Below are 6,261 nucleotides of genomic sequence, written 5' to 3' on the forward strand. Positions count from 1 at the left end.
ATAGCCGATGACGACTAGACACGAAGTTTGTCCGGCTGAGGAGCTCACTCCGGGCGAGCGCCGAATCGTGGAGGTTGGCAACCTAGCGATCGGTGTATTCAACATTGACGGTGAGTACTACGCGTTGAATAACGTCTGTCCCCATCAGCTTGCCCCTCTATGTGAAGGGCGAATCACTGGGACTGTGACATCGGAGAGCGTTGGTGAGTACGATTGGGAGAAGAATGGACAGATCGTACAGTGTCCCTGGCACCACTGGGAGTTCGACATCACCACCGGAGAATCGGTCTTCAACCCACACAAAGTCAGAACGCGAACGTTCGACGTCGAGGTGGAGTCGAAATCCGATAGAGACGAGCAAGTCAGCTGTTACGGGACCTCCCTACAGGGTGATGAACCCCCCGTCCAGACATATGATGTCGAAATCGAAGAAGACATCATCGTCCTCTATATCTAGAGCGTTCTAGGGTCAATTCTAATTTGATTCGAGATGTAAAATTCATGAACCGATTGCATGGTACGCCGTTAGCGTGCCGGCCACGCTGGAGATGTCCTCATGGCTGGCCGTGAACTCTCGAAGATCCGGCGTAGTGTACCGCTTTCCCGTCCAGGGCGGACCATAGATCGACACTGTCGTGGGGAGATACCCTTCACGAGCCCCATTGAGCAGACGGGCAAGCTGTGCCTGGTGTTCGACGACGCACGCGACGATGGGGACCTCGACGGGCTCGCGTTCGACCGTGGGAAGCGTTCGCCGAGATATACGACCCTTCGGGTGTGCTCGACGCCCAGGCATCACACTTTGCGCACCCTGCTGCTTCGTACGTGACGCTTTCTATGACACGCTCCTGTTGCCAATTTGATCACCGGTGATTCCAGTTTGAGCGATAAATATATGTATAAGCACCCCATGGCATTGGATATCAATGTCAAGACGAAGTGTTACCAGGCGTAAGGCAATCAGATACGGTGGGGTGGGCACGGCCGGTCTTATCGCCGGATGTACCGGTGGAGGTGGCGGCGAGGGAAGCTCTACCGAAGGTAATGGGGCATCTAATACCACGTCGGAGAGCGGTTCCGGAAATCAGTTCTCTGGAGAAACCCTGACCGTGAACGGCTATGGGGGGGATTGGAGTGATCTATTCAGAGAGGTGATCGCTGATCCGTTTGAAGAGGAGACTGGAGCAACTGTAAACCTCGACACATCGGGTTCAGCATCAGAAGCGTATTCCAAAATCAAGGCGTCTAACGGCGACCCTGGATTCGGAGTTTCTGTACTCACCGGTGGAGAGATCCTGCTGGGGAAAGAAGACGGAACCTTAGCAGAGATCCCAGAAGAATATGAGAACATCCACGGCATCGTCGAGAACTATGGAGATATCACCCTCCCATACGGGGTAGTTCACGGGGTACAGTTCCTTTCCCTGTTCACTCACCAGGAGAAGAACGAGGGACCTGCAGACTCATGGGAAGCCCTCTGGAATGAAGGGAACGCGGGTCACACCATCCTCATCCATCCGTCGAACCTTGCAGGTGTATTCTTGGTCATCCAAGCCGCTCGGATGGAAGGTGGAGGGATCGACAATATGGATCCCGGATTCCAAAAGACTGCCCAGCTCTGTCCGGATCAAATACTAACGACAATCCAGTCGTCGTCAGAGATTTTCAACTACACGAGCTCGGAAGAGGTCTGGGCGACCCCGTTCTGGAGTGGTCGGTCACTTATCTCCATAAAAGACCGTGGAGAGCCCTACAACATGGCCGTCCCAACTGAGGGAGCACCTCATCTCGTTAACTGTCTCGCAGTTCCATCCCAGGCAGAGAATAAAGAACTCGCGTTCGCATTCCTCGACCACTGGGTCAGTCCTGAGGTCAACGCTGAATGGGCGATGGGCTACAATGTCGGACCAAGCCACCCGGGGGCAGTCGAGAACCTGACCAGCGAATACAAGGAACTCGTGCCAAATCCGGAAATGCCGAACTTCGACAAGCTATACTACCCGTCTCCCCAGAAGATTGGTGAAGAGCGTGAAGCATGGACAGAGCGCTGGGTGAGAGAGATCGGAAGTAAGTGCTGATAATAGGGGCACTGAACGTTGCCCCAGTATCGCTGTAAAGACATTTTCTCTGGACCGGCGTCACTATGGGATCGGGACTTGATTCCGAATAGTGCCTTCCCAATCGATGGACCGCACTCCCTATAAAATCACTTGAGCCTGAAACATCTTCTCGGAGTTTAGAACCTTCACTTCGAAGAACGAGATGGATTCGGATTAAACTAAGTAGGTCGATTTCCTACTCTTCCGACATCCGTTGAATGCGGTCGTTAGCCCCCGATAGGTCCGCTAATGAAGCACCATCCTCGAGTTGAGCGATGATCTCCTCCTGACGCTCAAGTTTTCCCTCACAATGTTCAAGTGCACGATCAATGTCGTCTTGTGGGACGAAGAGGACCCCCTCCTCGTTGGCAATCGCGACATCTCCGGGTTCAACCGTTGTGCTGCCAGCTTGGATGGGGACGTTAATGTCTCCACCAATTCCTAATCCTCGTACAGTCCTCGTGCTCTTAGCTCGTGCAAATACGGGGAATCCAAGTTTTCGAATCCCATGCGTATCGGTGACCGCTCCGTCGATTACGACCGCTTCTACACCTCGGGCCATCGCAGCATGCGTAGTAACGTCGCCCCATGGAGCATTCGTCGTATGTCCACCCATGTCGATTACGATGACGTCACCTGGTTTTGCGAGCTCAGTTGCCTTGTGGACCATTGTTCCATCCTCCGGGGGGATTCGAACCGTCAAGGCAGGCCCCACAATATTCGCTGAATCGGAGGTCTCCATAAACTTGATCTGGGGAGATGTGTGTCCAAAATGGACGTGATGACCGAGGTCATTCGGGTTGATTTCACGAAGGGCGTCGAGCTGCTCGTCACTTGGTCGTTCGAAGTCTTCGACAATCATTGGTGTATGTCCCTTAGTACCGACCATAATGAACGTTATCATGGGATTCGGTCTCATATGTGAATTATCGAATCTCCAGACGAGAAAAACGAGAGCTACCATCGCGTGGGGGATCAATCGAAAACCTCTGTATTTTTGGCTCTGATGGGACTTAGCAGGCTTTCATCCATCAGAGCAGTATTTTTTGTAATACTACTACAGAGAATCGATCCTAAAACTGGGTCATCAAAAGATTTCAGTAACGTCGGTAACGAGGTTAACCAATCCAAGAATGATGAACACGACCAGCATCTGTATTACAGCGATCGCTGCTAAGTCAGGGGTGAACCCGTATTCGAGATTTTGGAAGATCACCATAGGGAGGGTCGTTCCACCACCTGGTTTGATGAGAAACAGAGACACGGGAACGTTGTTATACGAGACGATGAACGAGAAAACTCCCCCTGCGAACACGCCTGCTTTGATAAGCGGAAGTGTAATGTAACGGAACGTTTGGTACTTATCTGCACCCAGATCACGAGCACTCGTTTCCAAATTCTCGTCGAATTCTTTGAGGCTAGTCGTGACAAAAATGACTACGAAAGGGATGGCGATTACAGTATGACCGATAATCAAAGCAGGTTCACCCAGTGGGAGTTGCAGCTGGTAGAAAAAGACGAGAAGTGCTAGACCGATAACGACCTGTGGAACAGTTAGTGGCGCACTGAATGTGCCCTGAAGACCGTTTACGAACCTAGGCTGAAAGCGGATGAGGGCGTACGCTGCTAGCGTCCCGAAGATGGTCGCGATAATACCAACGATAATCGCGATACGGAGACTGAAGATAAGCGGCTGAATGTACTCGGAGAATTGGCTGAAAGCAGCGATGTACCACTTGAGAGTTATCCCGCTTGGTGGGAACTCGAGACGCTGGCTCGGTCCGAGAGCCATTATGAAGACGATTAAAATCGGGAAAATCGAGAAGGTGTAAATCCCAAACAGCACTAACTTGTAGCCGAGCGACTCGAGACGTCTTTTCGTCTGTTGTGATACCATCTAGACCACCTCTCCACGGGATTGACCTAGGTGGTTCGAGACGACGATTACAATTATCGCAAATATCATGAGTACGATGGCTAGTGCCGAGGCTAAATTGAAGTTAGTGAGATAGCCAACATAAGTGTAGATCGCGGTGGCCATGACCTCGGTTGTCCCACCGAGAATCGACGGCGTCGTAAACGAACTAATGGTTAGAGCAAACACGAGCAGAAAGCCTCCAAGCAGCCCTTGCTTACTCAACGGAAGCAGTACGTATCGAACCACCCCGAGCCGTGACGCCCCGAGGTCCTGAGCAGCTTTCTCAAGGGAAGGCTCAATTTTGCCAAGTGAGGTCATGAGACTTATCACGGCTATTGGCAAGAATACGTGTACGAGGCCGATATAGATACCGTACTCGTTGTTCACCAGTTTCACGCCTTCAGAGAGACCTGTCCACCGGAGGAACGTGTTCAGGAATCCATTTTGGAGAAGGATGATAAGCCACCCGAAGGTCCGGACAACGACACTGGTGAGATAGGGAACCATGACCAAGAGTAGGAAGAACGCTCGTTTCTGAGAGCTCTCGAGACGCGTAATATGGTACGCTACCGGATAGCCGATTACGAGGGTCGACACGGCAACCGCAACCCCCATCACCAACGTACGAATCAACGTAGCAATAAAGTACGAATCAGAGAAAATCGAGATATAATTATCCAATGTAAGGTTGGTTATCGTTCCGGGGAGGAAATCTGTCTGGAAGCTTATTCCCAATAGTATGAGCACGGGGATGAAGAAGAAGACGAGTAAGAACACTAATCCAGGAGACAGCAACGGTAACGCCCCCAGGAACGAAAGCCGGTCCAGGAGGTTCTTGATATAGCTACCAAACGCGTTAAGGCGTGACGATTGTGTAACGCTGGTGAGCATTTTCATTTGTCTGTTTTGATGATTTTCACGTGTTCGGGTTTACATTTGATCCAGACGTCGTCTTGTGGACCGAACTCGGACTTTCTCCCTGTGTTTTTATCTTCAACGATGAACTCTTTCCCAACGTCATCACCAATTACTGTCTCGTTGACCGTCAGTCGATATTGAACTATCGAACCCAGTAAGAACTCGTGGTTCAAAGTCGCAGAAAGTCGATTTTGTGCGGAGGAGGAGTCTTTCGCAGCACGTATATCGCATTTCTCTGGACGAAGACATATCGCAACGTCATCTCCGACGGTCAATGCTTGGCCATCACTCGCGACGCCTTCAAAACGGACACCAGTCTCGTTGGACTCTGCAACGTATCGATTCGCGGTCTCGCTGACGATAGTCCCGTGGATCAGGTTCGATTTGCCGATAAAATTCGCGACGAACTGGCTATTGGGGAACTCATAAATCTCGCTCGGAGTTCCTTTCTGTAACTTCTTCCCATCATTCATGACCACGATCTTATCAGAGAGGACCATGGCTTCCTCCTGGTCGTGTGTTACGTGGACCGTGGTGATATTGAGTTCATTTTGAAGCTTCTTCAGCTCAATCTGAAGCTGTTCACGGAGCTTCAAGTCGAGGGCTGAGAACGGTTCGTCAAGAAGCAATACGGATGGTTCTTTCACTAACGCTCGCGCCGTCGCGACACGCTGACGTTGGCCGCCGGAGAGTTCACCGATAGATCGGTCCTCGAGGCCACCAAGTTCGACCATTTCGAGGACATCTTTTACCCTCTCCACACGTTCCGACTTCGGCATGCCCTCCATCTTCAACCCAAAACCCACGTTCTGACCGACCGACATATGGGGAAATAGAGCGTACTCCTGGAATACCTTCACCGTGTCACGATTCTCTGCCCCGATATCGTTGACGCGTTCACCGTTTATCCTAATATCTCCAGAATCCGGAGTCGTGAGTCCTGCAATCATGTCCAATGTCGTGGTTTTCCCACATCCAGACGGGCCTAGTAGAGTCAATAGTTCACCCTCCTCTATATCGAACGAGATATGATCTACAGCAGTGACATTACCGTATGTTTTGCGGATGTCACGCACATCAACGTATGCCATAAGCAATCAGCGTAGTGAACGATATTAAATGGTGGTGTATAGCACAACTCAAGCCTCGATGGAATCTACTGGAAAGAAGCGTATGGAAGTAGACGGCTGTGTTGAATCGCCATACAGCAACGAGGTGAGCCGCTAAATCAAAGGAGTTGAAGCGGGAGACTTCAGTTGATCATGACCCAAATCTCCCGCTTCATCGGGGAGGTTGTGCCGGTTGCTCAAAGAGTTACTGGCGATG

6 protein-coding genes are annotated in these 6,261 nt (G+C 51.0%); 2 read left to right on the plus strand and 4 right to left on the minus strand.

Annotated features, from left to right (window positions below):
- Positions 1-7 precede the first annotated feature (7 nt).
- Positions 8-457 (plus strand): Rieske (2Fe-2S) protein, encoded by a 450-nt coding sequence (locus OKW78_RS14460; RefSeq protein ID WP_281195768.1) that lies wholly within the window; start codon positions 8-10, stop codon positions 455-457.
- Positions 458-926: 469 nt separating this feature from the next.
- Positions 927-2,078 carry an extracellular solute-binding protein gene (locus OKW78_RS14465; RefSeq protein ID WP_281195769.1) on the plus strand — a complete coding sequence of 384 codons (1,152 nt, stop codon included), beginning with the start codon at positions 927-929 and terminating at the stop codon, positions 2,076-2,078.
- A gap of 217 nt (positions 2,079-2,295) precedes the next feature.
- On the opposite strand, the gene OKW78_RS14470 is transcribed toward OKW78_RS14465, so the two are convergent.
- From OKW78_RS14470 to OKW78_RS14485, 4 genes are all read right to left on the minus strand, one after another.
- Entirely contained in the window at positions 2,296-3,003 is a 708-nt protein-coding gene (locus tag OKW78_RS14470) for an RraA family protein (RefSeq protein ID WP_281195770.1), read from the minus strand.
- Between the two features lie 183 nt (positions 3,004-3,186).
- Entirely contained in the window at positions 3,187-3,996 is an 810-nt protein-coding gene (locus OKW78_RS14475) for an ABC transporter permease (RefSeq protein ID WP_281195771.1), read from the minus strand.
- Positions 3,997-4,908 carry an ABC transporter permease gene (locus tag OKW78_RS14480; protein ID WP_281195772.1) on the minus strand — a complete coding sequence of 304 codons (912 nt, stop codon included), beginning with the start codon at positions 4,906-4,908 and terminating at the stop codon, positions 3,997-3,999.
- 2 nt (positions 4,909-4,910) lie between these two features.
- Positions 4,911-6,026, minus strand: coding sequence for an ABC transporter ATP-binding protein (locus OKW78_RS14485; protein ID WP_281195773.1), 1,116 nt, complete (start codon positions 6,024-6,026; stop codon positions 4,911-4,913).
- Between the last annotated feature and the right edge of the window lie 235 nt (positions 6,027-6,261).

Source organism: Halorubrum sp. F4 (assembly GCF_027257195.1).
Taxonomy (GTDB): Archaea; Halobacteriota; Halobacteria; order Halobacteriales; family Haloferacaceae; genus Halorubrum.

Bases quoted from the DNA above. Each gene is read 5' to 3' on its own strand.
- OKW78_RS14460 (WP_281195768.1), top strand. From the start codon at position 8: ATGACGACTAGACACGAAGTTTGTCCGGCTGAGGAGCTCACTCCGGGC.
- OKW78_RS14465 (WP_281195769.1), top strand. From the start codon at position 927: ATGTCAAGACGAAGTGTTACCAGGCGTAAGGCAATCAGATACGGTGGG.
- OKW78_RS14470 (WP_281195770.1), bottom strand. From the start codon at position 3,003: ATGATAACGTTCATTATGGTCGGTACTAAGGGACATACACCAATGATT.
- OKW78_RS14475 (WP_281195771.1), bottom strand. From the start codon at position 3,996: ATGGTATCACAACAGACGAAAAGACGTCTCGAGTCGCTCGGCTACAAG.
- OKW78_RS14480 (WP_281195772.1), bottom strand. From the start codon at position 4,908: ATGCTCACCAGCGTTACACAATCGTCACGCCTTAACGCGTTTGGTAGC.
- OKW78_RS14485 (WP_281195773.1), bottom strand. From the start codon at position 6,026: ATGGCATACGTTGATGTGCGTGACATCCGCAAAACATACGGTAATGTC.